At 53.6% G+C, this 19,195-nt stretch carries 19 protein-coding genes; 4 read left to right on the top strand and 15 right to left on the bottom strand.

Annotation, left to right across the window (positions count from 1 at the left end; genetic code table 11):
* Positions 1–4: 4 nt before the first annotated feature.
* Complete coding sequence (locus J7M22_07350; GenBank protein ID MCD6506428.1) at positions 5–682, bottom strand: rhomboid family intramembrane serine protease; 678 nt, start codon at positions 680–682, stop codon at positions 5–7.
* Between the two features lies 1 nt (position 683).
* On the bottom strand, positions 684–1,163 hold the full coding sequence (locus J7M22_07345; protein ID MCD6506427.1) for a hypothetical protein: 480 nt from the start codon (positions 1,161–1,163) through the stop codon (positions 684–686).
* A 97-nt stretch (positions 1,164–1,260) separates the two neighbouring features.
* On the opposite strand from J7M22_07345, the gene J7M22_07340 reads away from it, so the two are divergent.
* From J7M22_07340 to J7M22_07330, 3 genes are all read left to right on the top strand, one after another.
* Positions 1,261–1,479 carry a cob(I)yrinic acid a,c-diamide adenosyltransferase gene (locus J7M22_07340; protein ID MCD6506426.1) on the top strand — a complete coding sequence of 73 codons (219 nt, stop codon included), beginning with the start codon at positions 1,261–1,263 and terminating at the stop codon, positions 1,477–1,479.
* On the top strand, positions 1,385–1,585 hold the full coding sequence (locus tag J7M22_07335; GenBank protein MCD6506425.1) for a cob(I)yrinic acid a,c-diamide adenosyltransferase: 201 nt from the start codon (positions 1,385–1,387) through the stop codon (positions 1,583–1,585). Before J7M22_07340 ends, J7M22_07335 begins: the two co-directional genes overlap by 95 nt.
* A gap of 407 nt (positions 1,586–1,992) precedes the next feature.
* The gene (locus tag J7M22_07330; protein ID MCD6506424.1) at positions 1,993–3,330 is read left to right on the top strand and encodes a glutamine synthetase; all 1,338 of its coding nucleotides are present in this window, start codon (positions 1,993–1,995) and stop codon (positions 3,328–3,330) included.
* 77 nt (positions 3,331–3,407) lie between these two features.
* Here J7M22_07330 and J7M22_07325 read toward each other — a convergent pair whose 3' ends face one another.
* Positions 3,408–3,686 (bottom strand): HU family DNA-binding protein, encoded by a 279-nt coding sequence (locus J7M22_07325; protein ID MCD6506423.1) that lies wholly within the window; start codon positions 3,684–3,686, stop codon positions 3,408–3,410.
* Between the two features lie 444 nt (positions 3,687–4,130).
* Here J7M22_07325 and J7M22_07320 point away from each other — a divergent pair, with 444 nt between their 5' ends.
* Complete coding sequence (locus tag J7M22_07320) at positions 4,131–4,520, top strand: hypothetical protein (protein ID MCD6506422.1); 390 nt, start codon at positions 4,131–4,133, stop codon at positions 4,518–4,520.
* Here J7M22_07320 and J7M22_07315 read toward each other — a convergent pair.
* From J7M22_07315 to larC, 12 genes are all read right to left on the bottom strand, one after another.
* On the bottom strand, positions 4,517–5,158 hold the full coding sequence (locus J7M22_07315) for a uracil-DNA glycosylase (protein MCD6506421.1): 642 nt from the start codon (positions 5,156–5,158) through the stop codon (positions 4,517–4,519). The two genes, J7M22_07320 and J7M22_07315, sit on opposite strands and share 4 nt — an antisense overlap.
* Before the next feature lie 2 nt (positions 5,159–5,160).
* Entirely contained in the window at positions 5,161–8,259 is a 3,099-nt protein-coding gene (locus J7M22_07310) for a PD40 domain-containing protein (protein MCD6506420.1), read from the bottom strand.
* 58 nt (positions 8,260–8,317) lie between these two features.
* A complete protein-coding gene (locus J7M22_07305; GenBank protein ID MCD6506419.1) occupies positions 8,318–8,794 on the bottom strand; it encodes a GNAT family N-acetyltransferase in 477 nt (158 codons plus the stop codon).
* Positions 8,795–9,499 carry a HEPN domain-containing protein gene (locus tag J7M22_07300; protein MCD6506418.1) on the bottom strand — a complete coding sequence of 235 codons (705 nt, stop codon included), beginning with the start codon at positions 9,497–9,499 and terminating at the stop codon, positions 8,795–8,797.
* Positions 9,496–10,881, bottom strand: coding sequence for an HAD-IA family hydrolase (locus J7M22_07295; protein MCD6506417.1), 1,386 nt, complete (start codon positions 10,879–10,881; stop codon positions 9,496–9,498). Before J7M22_07295 ends, J7M22_07300 begins: the two co-directional genes overlap by 4 nt.
* 14 nt (positions 10,882–10,895) lie before the next feature.
* The gene (locus J7M22_07290) at positions 10,896–11,927 is read right to left on the bottom strand and encodes a Gfo/Idh/MocA family oxidoreductase (GenBank protein ID MCD6506416.1); all 1,032 of its coding nucleotides are present in this window, start codon (positions 11,925–11,927) and stop codon (positions 10,896–10,898) included.
* A 1-nt stretch (position 11,928) separates the two neighbouring features.
* Positions 11,929–13,287, bottom strand: coding sequence for a sigma-54-dependent Fis family transcriptional regulator (locus J7M22_07285; protein ID MCD6506415.1), 1,359 nt, complete (start codon positions 13,285–13,287; stop codon positions 11,929–11,931).
* Positions 13,277–15,199: a cache domain-containing protein gene (locus J7M22_07280; protein MCD6506414.1), complete on the bottom strand. Its 1,923-nt coding sequence runs from the start codon at positions 15,197–15,199 to the stop codon at positions 13,277–13,279. The genes J7M22_07285 and J7M22_07280 overlap by 11 nt, the downstream gene beginning before the upstream one ends.
* Before the next feature lie 89 nt (positions 15,200–15,288).
* The gene (locus tag J7M22_07275; protein ID MCD6506413.1) at positions 15,289–15,465 is read right to left on the bottom strand and encodes a hypothetical protein; all 177 of its coding nucleotides are present in this window, start codon (positions 15,463–15,465) and stop codon (positions 15,289–15,291) included.
* 155 nt (positions 15,466–15,620) lie between these two features.
* Positions 15,621–15,782 carry a helix-turn-helix domain-containing protein gene (locus tag J7M22_07270; protein ID MCD6506412.1) on the bottom strand — a complete coding sequence of 54 codons (162 nt, stop codon included), beginning with the start codon at positions 15,780–15,782 and terminating at the stop codon, positions 15,621–15,623.
* 56 nt (positions 15,783–15,838) lie between these two features.
* Positions 15,839–17,731, bottom strand: coding sequence for an acetylxylan esterase (locus J7M22_07265; GenBank protein MCD6506411.1), 1,893 nt, complete (start codon positions 17,729–17,731; stop codon positions 15,839–15,841).
* Positions 17,732–17,761: 30 nt separating this feature from the next.
* Entirely contained in the window at positions 17,762–18,949 is a 1,188-nt protein-coding gene (larC, locus tag J7M22_07260) for a nickel pincer cofactor biosynthesis protein LarC (GenBank protein ID MCD6506410.1), read from the bottom strand.
* Positions 18,950–19,195: the final 246 nt, after the last annotated feature.

The following is a 19,195-nucleotide window of genomic DNA, read 5'->3' as shown; positions in this document are numbered from 1 at the left end:
CATTTCACCAATTGATATCCGTAGATTTCAGAATCCATCTGGACCTGAACTTCTTAGCCAGGAACATCCCGAGGAAAAATCCGGTCACATGGGCGATAAAGGCGATATGAGAGCTTCTAGGAGACATCAGGTTGAGGATCTGTATTACGATCCATGGCAGTATCACCACCGCCGCGGGGAGCGAGACGATGAAGAAGAGGAGCAGGCACTTTATCCTCGCCCCGGGGAAAAGCAGGAAATGCGCCCCCATAACCCCTGCTATCGCCCCGCTGGCGCCTATAAGTGGGACGCGGGAGTTGAAATTGAGGATCACATAGCTCAAGGTCGCCGATACGCCGCACAGCAGGTAGAAGATCAGAAATTTAAGATGGCCGAAGGCGTTTTCGACATTCGAGCCGAAGGCGTAGAGATACAGCATGTTGCCCACGAGGTGCAATATGCCGCCGTGAAGGAAGAGAGAGGTTATGAGGGTTATGGGAACGGGATAGGAGATCCTAGGCGGCAGATCCCTCAACCTCGTCAGCTCATAGGGTATCGCTCCATAGGCGTAGGAGACCGGATATGGCCCATACCGATCGTGCATGAATTGATAGAGGAAGATGACGACGTTGGTCAATATCAGAAATGAGGTTATAAGCGGCGTCTTTAGCGTCGGCCTTGCGCTTTGAAGCGGTATAAGCATATCAGCTTTCCTGCGGTTCCCCTTCCTCAGGAGGTTGTTCAGAGGGTTGTTCCGGTGGCCTTTGGGCCTGTCTCATCATGTTCTCCAGATCCTGCATGACATACTCCCTCACCTGCTGGATGAGCTCTGAGTAATCCGGCGGTGTATATGAGGATTCGGATTGAGCCGTCGTGGCGGTGGTCCTAGTCGTTTCCGTCAGATATCTTCCCGTTCCAACGGTGGTTCTATATCTCCTTTCGGTCTGAACGGGGGACTTGCGGCTTATGATGATGTCCTGGTGATCCCTGTAGATCTCATCTCCTCTGACGAGCTGTATTTCCAGCCTCCTGGCTCCCGTCCTGAAGGTCACCGTAATCCTGCAATCCTGTTGAACGACCATGTTCCATCCGTTGGCCATCGGCATCAAAGTCGCCTGAGCGGGAAGTTCCATCGAAAGCACCTCTGAGGCGTTTAATACGGTTATGGCGTTCCCAGAGATCATTGACTCCTCGGGGTTCTGATACATTATCAATCCCTCCTTATCTGTTCTCTCAATGAGATTTTACCATATTTCCGGCTGATGGTGAAGGGCATATTTCATCCGCTCGCTTGTAATTCCACCTCCCCTCAAAGCCAGGCTGGCAGCGGAAGAGGCTTGGCGTTTCGCCTCCGAGAAGCTCGCCAGCGGGGAATATGATCTGGTCGTGCTGGATGAGATAAATTATGTCGTTCGATATGGGCTTTTGGATATGGATGAGGTGGTCAAAAGGGATCTCCGGCCGCGCCGATGGGGTTCACGTGATTTTGACGGGGCGTGACGCCCATCCAAAACTCGTAGATCTGGCGGATACCGTCACGGAGATGGTGGAGATCAAACATCATTTCAGGGCGGGGGTGAAATCGGTCAGGGGAATAGAATTTTGAAAGTGAAAACGCGGCGCATTGAAACGCGCCGCGAGGTGGTGGTTTGTGGTGAAAGCTCCAGAGAGACCTCCTCTGGAGAAGCTCATTCAGTCATTACGCTCGCTGATTATAAGCGCAATGGCCAAAGCGCCGAAAGATAAAGCGAAGATAGCAATCCCTATAATCCAAAGCATTTAACTCACCTTAAATCGCCAGCATGGGTAAATATATCATACCCCGATTCCCATGTCAAGTCCCCTGAAGCTTTCACATAAGGGACGTAACGTCTCTCCTTGAATGTTCCGCCCTTGCAAGGACGATTCGGCCGTCAAAACGGTTCGTTTACAGAGAGTTTACAAAAAGTTTAAGAAAAAGATACAAAAGGAGGTTATAATCGGACAGCTCACAATCGATCAGGAGAGACAAGGATGAGCGATAAGGAAAAGGCGAAGGAATATGTCCTGAAAACCGCTAAGGAGAACAACGTCAAGTTCATCAGGCTCTGGTTCACGGATATACTGGGTTTCCTCAAGAGCTTCGCCATAACGATCGACGAGCTTGAGGGCGCCCTTGAGGAGGGAATGGGGTTTGACGGGTCCTCCATCGAGGGGTTCGCTCGGATCGAGGAAAGCGACATGGTGGCCATGCCCGACCCGACCACCTTCCAGATATTGCCGTGGAGGGTAAAGGAGGATGTGAACGTGGCCCGGATGTTCTGCGACATCTACAGGCCAAGCGGCGAGCCCTTCGATTGTGACCCCAGGTATGTGCTGAAAAGGAACCTCAAGAGGGCCGCTGAGATGGGCTTCACCTATTACGTCGGTCCGGAACTCGAATACTTCTACCTTAAATCAGCGGATGATCCGTCCCCTTTGGACGCCGGCGGATATTTCGATCTGACGCCTCTGGATGTGGCCTCGGATCTAAGGCGTGAGACCGTCTTAATGCTCGAACAGTTGGGCATTAACGTGGAATACAGCCATCATGAGGTGGCGCCCAGCCAGCATGAGCTGGACATGCGCTACACCGACGCCTTGACGATGGCCGATAACGTCATGACCTACAGGTTGGTCGTCAAGGAGATCGCCCTCAAGCACAATATCTACGCCACCTTTATGCCCAAGCCCATCTTCGGAGTAAACGGCAGCGGCATGCATACCCACCAGTCGCTCTTCAAAGGCGATGAGAACGCCTTCTTCGACCCCAATGACCAGTATCACCTTTCAGAGGTGGGCAAGAGATACATCGCCGGCCTATTGAGGCACTCGCGCGAGATCACACTCGTGACCAATCAGTGGGTCAATTCCTACAAAAGACTCGTCCCCGGATATGAGGCCCCCGTTTACATCACATGGGCACTTCGCAACCGATCGGACCTGATAAGGGTGCCGGAGTATAAGCCCGGCAAGGAAAAAGCCACAAGGGTTGAATATCGATCGCCCGATCCGGCATGTAACCCATATCTCGCCTTTGCCGTGATGCTGGCAGCGGGGCTTGAAGGTATAGAGAAAGGTTATGAGCTTCCGCCTCCGGTGGAGAGAAACGTCTATGAGATGACTGATAAGGAGCGCGAGGAGCTCGGAATCGGCACCCTGCCCGGAAGCCTCCAAGAGGCGATACAATGCGCGGAGGAAAGTGAACTCGTCCGCAAAGCACTGGGAGATAGCCTGTTTGAAAAGCTGATAGAGAACAAGAAGCTCGAATGGGATCGCTACAGAGCCCAAGTGACTAATTATGAGATCAAGGAGTACCTCCCTATCCTCTGATTCTCCGACGGAACATAAAGAAAGGGCGTTATGGATCACACCATAACGCCCTTTAAATTAAACTGTTTGACCTCAGATTACAGGACGGCCTCTCTGAGCTGCTTGCCGGGCTTGAAGACCGGCACCTTCTTGGCCGGTATTTTGATCTTCTCGCCGGTCTGAGGATTTCTGCCTTCGCGGGCTTTCCTCTCCTTAACGTCAAAGCTGCCGAAACCGATGAGGCTCACTTTCTCGCCGGAGGCAAGGGACTCTTTGATCGTGTCCAGCACAGCATCCACAGCGGCAGCGGCTTGTTTCTTGCTCAGCCCGGCCTTCTCCACAACGGCAGCCACAAGGTCATTCTTGGTTTTCGCCATGATTTTCCCTCCTTTCCCTGAAGGATCTTGAAGAAAACCCCGTAAACGCTAGATTCAATCGAATTATACTACACATGCATTGGCCTGTCAAGGGGAAAATGCAGGTTTTTAAGGGTTTTCTTCATCCATAGGCCAACTTTCCCAGTTTAAACGCGGGGTGAACCGATATCTCAACCTGTTGACCCCTATAGATCCCTCTGGTAAAATTATATCGCTCATAATTATCGATGAGTGTAGCAGAGATTTTTAAAGCTATCGTCCGCCACTTATAGGTCATTTAATGACCTAATGACAACAAATGACGGTTGAGCTGTGGACGGCGGACAATTGGCCATAGATAGCCGCTACACTCGAAGGAAATTTGAGCGCATACATCTGACCGCAGATGACCTATAATGGTAGCGGGCGACAGATGTGATATGGAAATCCGGAGGTATACTCGCCGTGCAGGGTGGAAGACCCGGATGCCTGAGAAGGTGTCTTTCACTGGTAGTCATAGTAATACTGTTGGCCGGGGTGGTGTTCCTCGTGGCCTATAAAAGGCTCGGCGGTGAGGGGGTAAAGACCTGGCTGGCGATCAGATCGCTCGACAACCTCAAACGCAGGATATTGGAGATCGAGAACCTGGACGTGCCCAGAGATGAGATCGAGAGGAGGATCAAGAGGGTTGAGGAAAGGCTCAGAGAGGGGAAGGGCAACTTGAGAAGGATATACGAGACGATGGATAGATTCGAGAGGGAGCTTCGGAAACGGATCACCAGCTCTCAGGTCAGGAGGTTTCTTGATGAGATAGACAGATCGGTGGATATAGAGCTAACTCCTTCCCCCCGTTAAAACAGCGTCATCTGAGCCCCACCACGCCGATCGGTCGATTCGGCCTTGCGTTTAGCCTCCATGAGATCCTCCACCAGTTGAGAGCGCGACCTTTCGAACGCCGGACCATGCTGTCTCAGGACAAAAGCCGGATGTAATGTGGCCATGATAAAGGGGGCGTAGGGTGAATCGGTGAACCATTTTCCCCTCTCCTCCAGCATCTTAAATCCCTTGTGGATGAGGAGGTTCGCGGCAGGGTTGCCCACACACACGATCACAGAGGGTTTTATGAGTTTGAGCTCGGCGTCCAGCCATTTCCTACAGGCGTTTACCTCGGCTGCCCGGGGCGGTCGGTTCCTCATCCTGCCCCCCGTTCCGATCTCACATGCCCTGCATTTTATCACGTTGGTGATCCATATCTCCTCACGCCTGAGCGATATCTCCTTCAGCACCTCATTGAGCAGTCTGCCAGCCCGACCGACAAACGGCCTGCCCTCTCTGTCCTCGTTCTCGCCCGGTCCTTCACCGACCAAGACGATCTTCGCAGAAGGATCCCCCTCACCGAAGACCACTTGAGTTCGGGTTTTATGTAGATCGCAGTCGGTGCAGGTTGAGGCGCGTCTCTTCAACTCCTCCATTTTTTCCCTGACATCCTCCATCTTCAAACCTCCTTTTTCACTTCATCTATCTGTTCAAGGAGTTTCTCTATGGCGACGTCGAGTTGACTGTCCACGCCCTTCGCCGTCTCGCCGAATTCCCTCTCAACCCAGAAATCGGCCTCCCTGGATCTGCCCTCCAGGCTCTCTCCCGATGTGCTCCAGATCTGAAATCTGGGGATTCTAACCCGTGTGCCGTCGATCAAGGTCACGTTCCACGTCCATATAACGGCTCCGGCCGTGGGCGTTCCGACCGTCTTGCCCAAATTCAGCCTGCGAAACCCCTCGGTGAACATCTCGGCATTGCTGCCCGAATGCTCGTTATGAACGAGGATGACGGGTTTGTCCAATATCCTGTTGCCGGCGAGGTTGGTCGACCAGTATATGGCCCTATCCCTGAATTTCGAGAGCGCATATCCTCTCCGTAGCAGGACATCGAGGATAAATGAGGCGATATGACCCCCGCCGTTATACCGGACATCCACGATCACGCCCTCTTTAGCATGTGTTTCGACGTCCAGATCGACCAGGAACTGCATGTAGCTGGGATAATCCATCGCCCGGATATGGACGTAGCCGAGCCTGCCATCGCTTTTACGATGCACATATTCGGCGTTCCTGCGCACCCAGTATCGATACTCCAGATTTTTCATCCTTCCGTAATTGGCCGGTTGGACGACGATCTCCCAAGCGCCGTCGAGCGACGGGTTATCGTTGATCTTTACGAAAACCCTCCTGCCCGCCTTCCTGTAAAGCAGCTCCTCGAGACGGACTCCTCTTTCGATCTTAACCCCGTCGATCTCCACTATATAATCGCCGACCTTAGGCGGGTTTTCCGCCAAAGCCATCGGCCCCTGTGGGATTATCTCCGATATTCTGAGGTATCCCTCCTCCTCCAGGACGTCCCTGTCGAAATGAACTCCCAGGAAGGCATCGTTATTCGAGCCTCCACCTCCAAAAGCTCCTGTGTGCGATGCGTTGAGCTCTCCCATCATCAGCGATAGGAGCTCTATCAGATCATCCCGCGTCATAGCGCCTCGAACCACCGGTTCAAACCGGTCTCGAACCTCCTGCCAGTTAACGCCGTTGTAGTTCGGATCGAAGAAATCGTCCCTGATCACCGTCCAGGCTTGGTGGAACACCTCCATTTTCTCCTCGTGAAAATCCACATCAAACTCCGCTTTCACATCCAGCCTCTTCACGTCTCCGTCGGGAAATCCCCTGTGGTGTATCCTCCTACCGTCCAGGAAGAAGATCTTCTTGCCGTCAGGGGTGAAATACACATCCCGTTTTTCCCCTGACGATGATGTGATCTGTCTGGCGGGTTCCTTCATCTTATCGCGTTCAAGCGTCTTAACCCATAGGTTTTCCTGCCCCGTGACGGAGGAGCGATAGATGAGGTTTTTAGAGTCGGGGGAAAGGGCGCATATCGTCGCGTTCAGCCTCGGGGAGGTGATGAAGGAGAGACGATGCTTTATCTCATCAAACTCCACCTCAACTTTCGGAGGCTCATCCTTATTTTCCCCCTCTTTTTTCTCCTCGATGAACAGCCTATCGAACTCCTCCTCCTTGAACTGAGGCGGTGGAGGTATGAGATCCACGCGGGCGATCTGGGCCTCGGAGCGGTACTGCCCCGTGTTGAAGAGGATGAACTTCCCGTCCTTCGACCAGGTTATCCCGTCACATCGTATGTTGCTCAGGAAGGTTATCTGTCTCGCCTCCTTCTCGCCGAGCCTCTGGAGATAGATGTTGCTGAAATAACGCTCATCCTGTGCCGCAAAGGCTATCCACTGGCCATCGGGAGACCAGGCGAAATCGGTGGGAGTCGGCACTCCCCAGACGAACTTCGCCTTGATGAAGGGTTGGACCTCGCCGCTTTCCACATCCAGCAGCCTTATCTCATCCCTGCCGTATATGAAGGCGATCTTTCCCCCGTCAGGGGAGAACTTCGGGAGGAACTTCTGTCCCTCCATCCGAGTGAGCCTTCTCTCCTCCTTCAGGGTAAAGTCGTAGAGGAAGATCTCATTATCTCCGAACCTGTCTGAGATATAGACGATTTTTTCGCTGTCAGGGCTCCAATTGATATGCCGCTCAACGTGATGGGATTCGGTCACCCTGAAAGCGTCTCCGCCCTTCTCAGAGGAGACGGCGAATATCTCGCCCCTTACCACGAAGGCTATCTTCCTGGCATCGGGTGAGAGGGCCATCTCGGATATATCACCTGTGTAGACCTTATGCGATACGGGAACGAATTTCTGGTCGGGCCTGAGCTTGATCTCCACGGGCGCAGCTTGGCCGGAGCTCACATCCAGAAGCCATATGCCGAAATCCCTCTCAAACGCTATGAACCGCCCGTCATATGAGATGGTGGGCCTTATCAATCTCCCATCGGTGAAATCCGTTATCCGTCGGGGTTCCGATCCATCGATCGGCATAAACCATATGTTCTCACACCCGGACCTATCGGAGACGAAGTAAATTCCGCTTCCATCGCCGCTCCACATCGGATACAGGTTTCTCCCCGGAGCGTCTGATATCTTCCTGAAGGATGATGGCCGCTCCTCGGTGAGCCAGATATCGGAGGTGGCGGGCGCGGGGCCTTTACGCCACCAGTGAGTTCCGTTGTTGTTAAACGCTATCCGCCTCCCATCCGGTGAGATCGCTATGTTGTAGACGGCCTCAAAGGGTTCCTCGAACAGTTTTATCGGTTCGCCCCCATCTATGGAAACCTTATAGGCCGCCGTGCTTCGGCCGTCGTAAGCTGAGTTGAAGTATATCCATCTCCCATCCGGCGACCAACAGTCCAGAGAATCGTAGGAATCGCTGAAGGTGAGCCTGATCGGATACTCCGGCAGGGGATTGAGCTCGGATATATCCCAGGGCATCAGATATATGTCGCCGTTTCCCGTGCGTTTGGAGACGAAAGCTAGAAAAGCGCCGTCAGGTGAAAATCTGGGTCTCTCATCATAGCCGCCGTGTGATGTGACCGGAGACGCCTTCCCACCGCTGGATTCCACCACCCATATGTCCCCGGCGTACGAGAAAGCTATGAGGGAACCATCGGGACTGAGAGCTGGCGTGCGAAGATACGGGATAACCTTCATCTGGGGCCTCCTTCAGGGATTTACCCAATTATACTACGCGTGACGGCGCGAGACAAGATCACCTCAGCGGCATCACGTAGTGTATCTGCTTGGCGATCTCCCGGAATCCGAGCTTCGGGTAGAACTTCTTGCAGATCTCATTCTGTTCCAGCGTCTCTATCCTGACGAACTCCATGCCCGATTCCCTCAGGTATCTCAGCGCTTCGCTTATGAGCTTCGATCCGATCCCCCTCCCCTGGTATTTCGGGGTGACGGCGAAGTTCACTATCCTGCCTATCCTCGTCTCCTCATCCACGCGGGTGGTGATATATCCGACCACCTCGCCCTCTACCTCGGCGACGAACACGCCTTTTGGATTGGAGTTGCAGTCATTATCGATATCCCTCGCCTTTCTCTCATACCACCTTCTGCCTGCTATCGGGCCGAAGATGTGTTCTATATTCTGATCTATCGAGACCCCGTCGAAGGCCTCGGCGGTGATCTCCCTAAGCCTTTCCCTGTCCGATTCCCTGAACGGCCTGATCCTCACACCCATCTAATCACCTTTTGCTTCCTTTGGACAGAGTTCGATCGTCCTCTCCATAATTTCCCTCGCGATCCTCACAGCCCTCCCGGCTTCCCTTCCGGATGGTTCTCCATGCGGTAACAATCCCTTTTCCGTCGGATATCTCCCCCTGTAGATGCTATTCAGGAAGGCAGCGTCATCCATTTCGAGCTCCATATCCCATCCCAGCGATTTCACCCTTCCTAGGAGCTCGATTATATCGTGGGTTCTCTCGGGGATCTTCCCACTCTCCAGGATTAGCGCCTTCAGGCATTTTTCAACGCACTGTTGACTGTGGTAACATGCGCCTTTGAACTTTCCATGCTCAAGTAGGATGATGGCCGATTCCAGATCATCCTGGGAATCCCTTAACCATGCTTGGGTGATCTCTCTCATGTATATCACCTTACCCTTTCTCATAACTTCTTCTATAAACGGGCTGCCGATAGAGAGGAGGGATCTCACTTCCTGAGGTGTATAGACGAAGAGGTCCAGAGGTATCAGTCTATCAGACAGGATCTTCTCCACCTCGATCTGTCTTTCGACGGGAGGTTTATCGGTCTCCTTAATGATGAGCAGATCGAAATCACTCCCTTCCCGTTCGTTACCCTCGGCGCGGGAGCCAAAGAGGATTATCCTATCGGGCGAGTAGAGTTCAACCAGTCTCTTTACGACCTCTTCAAGTGAGCTAATCATGTGAAGAACCTCATCGCCTCCCTCAGATTTTTAAGCACGGCGAAGGCCTGGGTGAAATCCTGGCTTTGGGTGTGTTCATGTGGAACCGCCAGCACACGCATTATCCCCGCCGCCCTTGCCGAGAGGACACCGGACTCGGAATCCTCCAGGGCGATGCAGTGTCGAGGCTCAACTTCAGCCATCTGAGTTGCGAGTATGTAGACGTCGGGAAAAGGTTTCTGCCGCTTGACCTTCGATACGGTGGATATGCCGTCGAAGAACTCCTCCGGAGGTTGGGATATGCCCATTTTCTGGAACATCGATTCGAGCACCACCTCGACATCTCTATCGGGCGAGTTGGTCACGACGACCATTTTCAACTCTCTCCTTCTGGCCTCATCGAAGATCTCCTCCAATCCGTCGTTCGGCCTCACGCCCTCTTTTCGGACGAGCTCCAGGTATATCTCCTTCCTCTCCCGCACGATATCCTCCAGATCCTCCTTCAACCCGTAGGTCTCCTTCAGATAGAGGCAGTCCTCCCTGTCCTCCCTGCCCACGAAGAATGCCCTTTCCCGTGGGGAGAGGACGAAGTTCGGGAATCCTTTTCTCCGCATCATCTCGTTGAACGCCTCTATCTGTAGGTCCTCGCTCAACGCCATCAGCCCGTCCATATCCAGAAGCAGAGCTCTGACCTCCGGCAGCCTGGCTTCATAGAGCACCGCTCCATCCTTCCTTCGCTCGATGAGATCGTAGTTATCCACCAGCCTGTATAGCCCTTCCCGATCCAACTGTCCCTCCGTTCCACCGAATCTCTCAAGCGATGCCCTGGCATTGGCTGAGGCCAGGATAGCTGACTCCTCAGCCGATTTACCCATCTGCATGAAGAAATCCATGGTGCAGTTGAAGGTATCCCCCACCCCGATTCTATCCTTGACGTTGAAGTAGGGGAAGGAGGATATCTCGACCTTTCTGCCCTCACCGAACAGAAGAGCTCCTCGGCGGCCGAGCTTTACGACAAGGATAAAACCGCTCGGAGCACGAGACGAGATAACCTCCCCAGCTACTTCCGGATTATCTCGACCGCTCAACGCAATAGCATCCTCCTCTGAGAGGAAGAGCCTGTCGAGATCGGGCAACACCGATTCGATGAAGGAAGCTCTCACGTCAGAGGGCCATTCCCCGTCGAGGTTCGGCTCCAGTGATATCTTCATGCCGTTCGATCTCGCCCTTCTGAGTGACCGGCGGAGATCGTCAAGCCTCATCCCTCGGATAGAGGGGATATGCAGAAGACCGGATTGGTTTCGACTTTTGCATCCTGAGATATCAACCACCCGTCCGCCGAGCTTATGGAAGCCGGATGCGTAAACGTCGGATTCTCCCAACATTAAGACCATCGGGGACATCTATCGATCTCCTCCTACAGATTTATCTCCTCCCATTTTTTGCTCTTCATGGACTTATACGCCGTATCGAGTATGACGTTGACGATGTAACCGTCCTCGAAGGTTTCCCTGGGGGTGATCCCTTTTTCGACGCACTCGACGAAATGGTGCATTTCCTCATGATATCCGTATATCCAGGCCTCGTCGACGCATGGGAAAACCCATCCGATATCCGCCTCGCCCTTTTCCACCACATATCCGCTGCCTCTCAGCGTGAATGCCCTCATAGGAGTGCTCCGGGTGACATCTGTGAAGATCACCCCGTCAGTGCCGTAGACCTCGTTTCTCAGATCCAATCCCCCGCGCGCTGTCCAACTGGTCTCCGACACGCTCATCTGTCCTCCCTCGAACCTCAGGAGCAACACGGCGTTATCCTCAGCGGTGGTCTTATCCTTATGATAGAGCAGGTCGCCCCAAGCTATACATTCGACCGGTTTGACATCCTTGCCGATGAAATATCTGGCGGCCTCTATACAGTGACATCCCATATCGTTGAGCGCGCCGCCTCCCGTTAGATTGGGGTCCCAGAAATGCGGGGAATGCGGTCCGGCGTGTCCCTCCCGCGATCGAACCATCAAAACCCGACCGATACTTCCCTGCTCGATCATCTTCCTGGCATGCACCACCGCCGGGCTGAAGACCTCCGTCTCGGCGTATCCATGCATGACGCCCGCCTCGCGCACGGCATCCAGCATCTCCTTCGCCTCAGAGGCGTTTCTGGCTAACGGCTTCGTACAGACCACGTTCTTCTTCGCCTCAGCGACCATGATGGCGGCATCGCGATGGAGATGGTTCGGCAGGGCTATTATGACGAGATCGACATCGCCCTCGATCACCTCCTCCATCCGCGTCGTCCACCGTTTGATTCCCCACTTCTCGGCGAACTCCCTCGCCCTTCCCTCAGTGCGCGAATAGTTGATGACGACCTCCGCGCCCGGAACGTCGCGAAGCCCCTGCATGTAGAACTCCGCGACGAAACCGCTGCCTAAAAATCCAAGTCTTACCATTTCAACCTCCTTCTGTGGGTGGATTTATGTCGTATTTTTTCATTTTGGACAGCAAAGTCTTCCTGTCTATGCCCAAGATTCGAGCGGCCTTGGACCTGTTCCAGTTAAGCCTTTCAAGCGTGCTGAGGATATGCTCCCTCTCGACCTCCTCCAGTGATCGAAGCTGATAGCATTCATCCATGGATCTCGCCGTAGCCGGGGATGGCTGCATCAGGTCGTCCACGTCTATCATCTCCTTCTCGGTCAGGATGACAGCCCGCTCTATGATGTTCTCCAGCTCCCTCACGTTGCCGGGGAAGTCGTAACCGGTGAGCAGATCCATGGCCTCTTCCGTGATGCCCTTTACCCTTTTGCCCTTTTTCGCGTTGAACTTTCGGATGAAATGATGGACCAAAAGGGGTATATCCCCTCGCCTCTCGCGAAGAGGGGGGAGGAGGATGGGGACGACGTTTAGCCTGTAGTAGAGGTCCTCGCGAAAACGTCCTGAAGCGATTTCCTGTCGAAGATCTCTGTTCGTGGCAGCGATGATCCGGACGTCCACCTTGATGGGTTTACCGCTCCCCACTCTGGTGATTTCCTTCTCCTGAATCGCCCTCAGAAGCTTGGACTGGATGTTCAATGGGAGGCTCGCCACCTCATCCAAGAATATGGTGCCTCCGTTTGCCAGTTCGAACCTCCCGTATTTCGTGGCTATGGCCCCCGTAAATGCCCCCTTGACGTGGCCGAAGAGCTCGCTTTCCAGGAGCGTTTCGACGAGCGTGTTACAATCGACAACTATCATCGGTTTCTCCCTGCGAGGGCTCGCCATGTGGATCGCCCTCGCGACCAGCTCCTTCCCGGTTCCGCTTTCGCCTTGTATAAGAACCGTGCTGTCGGTCGGAGCGACCTTGGCTATGAGACGCTTCACCTCTAGAATCGACTCGCTTTCGCCGACGATCTGATCTGACCAGTCGGAGAATATCTGACGCTTAAGTCCCAGATTTTCGAGCGTCAGCGCCCTTTTCTCCATTGCTCTGTTCACGATCACCCTGAGCTCATCGGGCGTGAAAGGTTTGGGCAGGAAATCAAAGGCCCCCGCCTTCATCGCTTCGACGGCGTGCTCAACGGTCGCATACCCGGTTATAACCACAACCACCACGTCGGGTATATCGGCCTTGATTCGCCTGAGCACCTCCATCCCGTCCATCCCCGGAAGCTTCAGATCGAGGATGATCAGATCGAAGATCTGCTCCCGGAGTTTCCTCAGTCCCTCCATCCCGTCGAAGGCGGATTCCACCCTATGTCCGCTTCTGGTCAACACCTTACGGCAGGAGTCATGAACGACCTGTTCGTCATCTATGATGAGAATATTACCCTTCATCTTCGGACGAATCCCCGCGGTTTGCCCTGAGAGGCAACGTTATGGTGAACGTGGTTCCCATCCCCATCTCGCTTTCGACCTCGATAGAGCCGCCGTGTCTCCGGATTATCCCATAGGTGACCGATAACCCAAGCCCTGTTCCCTTCCCCGTCTGCTTGGTCGTGAAGAAGGGCTCGAAGATCCTGTTGATATACTCCGGCGGTATCCCGGGGCCTGTATCGGATATCCTCACGATTACATGCTTTCCGTCCTCGGAGGATTTCGTCTCTATCGTCAGCGTTCCCCCCTCCACCTCCATCGCCTCGGCGGCGTTTATGATTATGTTGACGAAGGCCTGCTCCAACTGTCCGGGATCGGCCATTATGGGAGGCAGATTGGGATGAAACATCCTGACCACCTCGATGTTTCTGAAGATGGACTGATTTTCGACCAGAGCGAGGGCGTGATGCAATGCTCTGTTGACGTCCGTGGGTTCTATCTTCGGCTCGTTCCTCCTTGCGAACTCCAGAAGCCCCCTGACGATATCCCGGCACCGCGTCGCCTCATGGATGATCCTCTGGATGTTCTCCCTAGCAGGGTTATCCTGAGGCATATCCTCAAGCAGCAGATGACTGTATATCAGAATTCCTCCTAACGGATTGTTGATCTCATGGGCTATTCCCGCCGCAAGTTGCCCCAGTGCCGCCAGCTTTTCGGTTCTCATCACCTGTTCCTGAGCCTCCTTAAGCTTCTCCTCCCTGTTCTTCAGCGACTCGGTCATCATGTTGAAGGCCTCGACCAGATCGTAGATCTCACTGCAATAGCTACCCTCCACCTTCTGTGAAAGGTCTCCCCTTGCGATCTCATGCGCTGCTCTTGCCAGCCTCTTTATCGGCCTGACAATACCCGTCGTGAGGAAATAGGATATCATGAAGGCAAGAGCCATACCGGAAAGCGTGATCAGGGTATAGGTTCGCATCACGCTTCTTTTGAGGTCCAGGAACTTCTCCTCAAGTGCTCCGACATAGAGCATACCGATTATCTTACCCTTTATATCCCTGATGGGATCGTACGCCGCTATATAACAATTACCGGCGACCAAGGCCTTTCCTATCCAGAGCCGTCCTTTAAGGAACACCTGATCGCGCACCTCCTTTGAAACCCTCGTCCCGATGGCCCTTGTCCCGTCCTCCTTTCTAACGTTGGTGGAGATGCGCACGTCGTTCATAAATATCGTGGCCGTTCCGACGTCCCGCCCTTTATAGATCTCGCCTTGATACACGATGTTCTTTATCCTGTCCACGATCTCATAGCTTTTGTTAAGGAGCATACCGCCGTAGAGAACTCCCAGAACCTCTCCTTTCCATATGATCGGTGCGGCAGCGGCAATTACCATCCCGTCGAACACGGAACTTCCGGATTCGGTTTCGATAAAGGCTCTCTGGGCCAATCCTTCATCCTCCTTCAGGAGCTCCTCCCTGGGAATGATCGCCGTTCCGGAGGAGAGATCCAGGCTCTGAAGGGCCCTTTTAATGAACGGGTTTCGGATCAGCGAGTCGCCGTAGACCTCGGGATTATGAGATCTAAGGATCACCAAGCCCTTTGAATCGGTCACCGTGAGCCATTCCACCCCATCCTTACGCATGATCTCCTGGAGGGTTTCCATCAGTCCCTCTCGATCTCCGGATTTTACCATCTGTTTGAAGGGAGGCTGTGCGATGGTGAGGCGAACGACGTCTTCCACACGTCTGATCCTCTCCAAGTATACCTCCCAGGCCGAATTGAGATCCAGTCTCACTTTATCCCTTGCCTGTTTGATCACCTCTCGGCCTATTAACCGCACGCCAAACCAAGCGGAAAAGAGGCCGAACGCCAGGACAACTGCCAGGAAACTGAGGTTTATCTTGCTTTTCAGCGAGATCCTCTTTCTCATCCTCATCCCTCAAAAGAGTATACCAGAGCGGTGGGATAAAGACAAGTCCAGTGGATGAGGCTTCTTATACACCCTGATCTACCCTAATTTTACCACCTGCTTTCAAGAGCTCTGTTGAGGCTATAGCAGTAACCCATCATCCTCAACCTTGAAAAGGTGTCCAAAGCCGTTATCTGATACCTGGGTAGTTTCCTCACTCTCAGATGCACCGACTCACTTCCCAAAGCTGCCTTGTCTTGGATCTCTTTGACCTCAAGCTCTGCCATCCCTAATATGCTGGATATAGAGCTTTCCTCCTCTTTTCCCCTTTTCTCGTGAGCTTGTTCCTATCAAGTAAGTATATGCCTTATGGTGTGAGGTGAACAGGATATCCTCTTTGGACCATAGCCCGTTTGTTTTCTTAGCTTGATCACCCTCTTTACTATCTTCTCATCTGTCCTGTTGGGATGTTTTTCGGCCCTCTCGATCTGTCTTTAAGTCCTCCCTCTCCATATTGGTGATACCTCTTGAGCCATTTCCTGACCGTGTTTCTCGATGTTTTGAACAGTTCTGCCGCCTTTGATATGCCAGCCTCTTGGGCCATCTTTACCATCTTGAGTCAAGCGGGCCGGATTAGGTGAGCTCTCTAAGTGAGAAGATCTAGTGGGATGCCATCACCCTTCCGATCGCCCCTCCTAACCCTCCTATGAACAATCTATCTCGTATCCCTAACCTCTCGTAGAGCCTCTCGGTCCAAAGCGATCTGTAGGGGCCGAAGTTAACCAGACCTAAGGGTCTGGGGGCTATCATCCCGAGCGCCTGGGGTATGTCCAAAACTTTCAGTATCCCGATTATGTGTCCGCCATCCAGATGTGTCGTGGAGATGGAATCGGCCACCACGCCTCCCACCTCTTCGTCCAGCAAGGCCGCGTAGACGCACGCCACGCCCGCGTCCCCTTTGCCGTAGAGGAATATCCTCTCGAACTTCTCCCTCAGGAACCGGATCGCCTTTAAGGTGTCGTGTATCGCCATCGTCGTCCAAGTCAGCCCGATCCAGAGGGCGGATCTCGTCAGATGTCTGAAATCGATCGTATTGGACGGATTGGGCGCGCTCAGTCCGGTTCCACGAGGCTCGAAAACGGCGTAGGCATGTTCGCCGCCCACCCTTCCCATCACCTCCCGGACGCTCTCGTCGGGGTTGAGCACGGCCAAGAGGAGCTTATCGGTCGGTTCTTTTGGGGTTATAAGTTCGAGCCACACATCCATCCCTTCTATCTCCCCCTGATAGACCAAGTGCCGCCTCTCACCCGCCATGTAGTCGCCTATCATCTCCATCGAGAGCTCCTCATCGGACCGTTCGATCCAGCTGAGTGGGGTCTCTACCAGCCGATGTCTGAGCTCCCGTTTGGTCTCCTCCCACTCCTCTCGTGATGAAGGCAGTCTCACCCTGCCGCGCCTTGTGATCAGCTCGGGCAATAAGTCGAGTCTATCGGGTTCGGGCGGAGCACCGTTGAAAACCGATGTCACCCTCTCCCCATGTTCCTCACCTCCGAGCTCTATCATCGGCTTTTCCTCACCGGCGATGTGTTCGTCGAACCATTTGTTTATCGTCTCGATCGTCTCGGGCTGGTAGGAGTGCGGACCCGGATACTCGAACAGCTCGCATTTATCGGCCTGACCGTAAAGCCGGTAGATCCTCTTTATCCTTTCATACATCCCCCTCCACCCTTTGGGCGTGTAGAGGCTGTCGTGTATGGCGAAACAGAGCAGTAGAGGTCTAGGGGCTATCAGCGCGAAAAATTCAGACGTGTCCCTTTGGTAGATGTTGAAGAGCATCATGCAGTCGCAATGTCCCCAGGCGTGTCTGTGACCCACCAGGGTTTCGATCGAGTCGGTGCCGGCCACGGAAGCGACCGCCTTCACCCTCTCATCGGCGACGGCCAGGAAAAGCGAATGGGCTCCTCCGCCGGATATGCCCGTAGCGCCGACTTTATCAGGGTTTACCTCAGGCAGCGAGAGAAGGAGATCCAGAGCTCTGATCGAGTTCCAAAGCTCGCCGCCCGCCGGGGTGTATCCCAGCGATACCCAGTCGAACCTCTCCCCGTAATAAAGCCCGTGGTGATCCCCGGGGTTGTCGCCCTGCTCTATGGTGTCAAACGAGAGGCAGAGATACCCCCTTTTGGCCCACATGATCCCGTGCGGTTGATACCCGTGCGTCCCTATGGGCCGGTGTCCACAGACATAGAGCACGGCGGGCAACTTTCCATCGGGCATGGGGTCGGGTCTGTAGATATGGGCCGTACCCCATATCTCCGGAAGTATCCGATAGGCCACCTTTTCGACCCTGTACCCTTCTCCCCAAAACTCCCCCAGGGTTTGAGGATCGAGATCACATTTTTCGGGCATAGGGTCTAAACCCATCATCCTCATGAACTCCTTCAACCTTCCATCCCTTTCATCCTTCCAATCCTGAAGGGTTTTTATCCCCTCAAACGCCCTCCCGGTTATCCGGGTGGCCGTGCGCGCTATATAACCCCAGAGCGTTCCTCCCATCTTTCCATATCCTCCCTTCGACCACAGACATTATTTCCGAGGCAGGTGGGCGATAGCGCCTAAGGCCGACTCATAAACCTCTCTTATCGGTATGTCGGCCTGCAGGGCGATCCGGCGACACGATTCATATTCGGGGGCATATTTAACCTGACCCTCCATTCTTGTGACCTTGACCCTCACATCGCCGTATGGCGTGTGGACGGTGATCACCTCCCTCGGGAGCTTCAACCTGCTCGCCTCAACCATTCTGACACCTATTGTGCTGGTCTCAACGAGGATCGTCCGGGACAGCTCCGTCTCCCTGCCCTTGGGCGCTATCACGGTGAGCTTTATCCCCGGCCGGTTCTTCTTCATGTATATAGGCGTGAAAAAGACGTCCAGCGCCCCTTTTTCGAACAGCTTCTCCATCGTATATCCCAGCATCTCGTGGTTCATGTCGTCTATGTTCGTCTCTATCAGGACCACCGTATCGGTCTGAAGTTCCGATTCGGTTTGACCCAGAAAGATCCTGAGCAGGTTCGGCTGTTGTCGTAGTTTCCTCGATCCGGCTCCGTATCCGACCGCCTCTATCTTCATGGGCGGCATAGCGCCGAATTGTGAGGCGAGGGTGGAGATTATCGCCGCGCCCGTCGGCGTGGTCAACTCCGCCTCTATATCGCTTTGTCTCACCGGTATGTTCCTGAGAAGTTCTGCGGTTGCAGGCGCCGGAATCGGTATGACGCCATGCGCCGATCGGGTGAACCCCCTTCCCAGCGAGATGGGAGATGAAAATACCCTTTCAACCCCCAGAAGATCGAAGGCGATCGACGTGCCGACGATGTCCACAATGGAATCGACGGCGCCCACCTCGTGAAAGTGAACCTTCTCCTTAGGTATGCTGTGAACTTTCGCCTCCGCCTTGGCTAATCTATCGAATATCCGTTTGGCCATCGTTTTGGCGTTATCGGATATCCCGCTGGAATCTATGATCCGGAGTATCTCAGAAAAGGTGCGGTGTGGATGATCGTGGTCGCTGCCCTCAGAGTGAAGGATAACGGAGAATTTGGTGGCTGAGATACCATGTCTCGATATCCTTTCAGATCTCAGGCTATATCCGTGAAGGTCGAGCTTTTCAAGCTCGATCCTGATACGTTCCAGATCGACCCCCAGATCCAGCAGGGCCCCCAGGGTCATATCGCCGCTGATCCCTGAGAAGCAGTCGAAATATATCGTCTTCATAGCAAACTCCTCGAAGGAACTATCACGATTAATTCTAACGCGGCGGGGATAAATGAGTCAAGCTTTAAATGGTATTGACTCACGATCAGAGTGGTTTTATAATTTAGTTGAAATTCTATGGTACTGTCAAAAAAATAATGAAACAGGATGGTAAATCGGAGGGTGAGAATGGAGATCTAGATGGGAAAAGAAACGACACACTTCACCCATGAGAGATCCGAAGCTCTCTCGAAAAACCCTCCACTT

It is taken from the genome of Candidatus Poribacteria bacterium (genome assembly GCA_021162805.1).
In the GTDB taxonomy this organism is placed as follows: Bacteria; Poribacteria; WGA-4E; order B28-G17; family B28-G17; genus JAGGXZ01.
Note: the sequence above shows the minus strand (reverse complement) of the source record. Positions and strands in the feature narration are given on the sequence as shown.